General features: G+C 40.2%; 1 protein-coding gene. It reads right to left on the reverse strand.

The features are described from left to right. Positions 1 to 17: 17 nt before the first annotated feature. Positions 18 to 983, reverse strand: a complete 966-nt coding sequence (locus H5118_RS20340; protein WP_029770321.1) for an IS481 family transposase — start codon at positions 981 to 983, stop codon at positions 18 to 20. Positions 984 to 1,023 lie beyond the last annotated feature (40 nt).

Raw genomic sequence — 1,023 nt, forward strand, 5'->3', positions numbered from 1 at the left:
TGTGTGATTCATAGACATCATTTCACTTTTCGTAGTTGAAGATCACGCTGATAATTCGATAACTGAATGCGTTCATTTTCAGTTTCGTAGTTAGCGTGAACGTCTTCCCAAAGCGGTGTTTTTTCAAGCCGTTCACATACAACATCCATTGGAGTTTTACCTTTGAATGAGCCGTGAGCGCGTTGCCAATTGTAGTAATGCTGCCACTCAGGTAACGTTTCATTTTTGAGTTCGTCCAAATCCAAATTAACGGTCGAATAAAACTCTTCCTTATCAGTTCTTTGTGACCTTTCAACTTTGCCATTTAAGTGAGGAGAGCCTGGCTTATTGGGGCGAAATTTAATGCCATGCTCCATCAATTTGAGCTGTACTTTTTCAGCAAAAAACTCCGTTCCGCGATCAGTTTGAACTCGCTGTATCGGGAATGGCATTTCTTCTATTACCTTATCGATGAAGGTAAGAGTATTGGCTGCCGTTCTACGCTTAAAAACGTCCAACACGCGATATCTAGAGCAATCATCAACAGCAGTATATTGATAAATCCCTGGTGCAATTTTACATGTATCCATCTGAACTCGGTCACCAGGAATAGGTCTTTGGTATCGAATGAAGTCTTTTTTCTTCCGCTGAAAAACTATTGGTTTTACCTCATGTTTGGTCAGCACTTTGTGAATTGAAGCAAGCGATAGCTGAAAATTATGCTCGCGAAGAAGCTCATTTTGAATTCTTCTGGCACCAAGTTTTCTATTTTTTCTGAGTTTAAGAATCCACTCTTCAATTCGATTATTAATTTTAGTGTTTGGGGAGCTGTGCGGGCGTCTAGAAACGTCCTGTAGGCCGTCTAGTCCCTTCTCTTTGTATCGCTTATACCACTTTCGAAGAGTGGGCCTAGAAATTCCACACCGACGACAAACTAGGCCCGCATTATTAGTTTTTTCGTAAAGCTCAATCCACTTTAAACGTTGTTTAATTTCTTTGTTCATAGCGTCATAGTATATTGAAACGATCTCTATGAATCACACA

The organism is Pseudoalteromonas sp. SR41-1 (genome assembly GCF_014164015.1).
Taxonomy (GTDB): Bacteria; Pseudomonadota; Gammaproteobacteria; order Enterobacterales; family Alteromonadaceae; genus Pseudoalteromonas; species Pseudoalteromonas distincta.

Bases quoted from the DNA above. Each gene is read 5' to 3' on its own strand.
- H5118_RS20340 (WP_029770321.1), bottom strand. From the start codon at position 983: ATGAACAAAGAAATTAAACAACGTTTAAAGTGGATTGAGCTTTACGAA.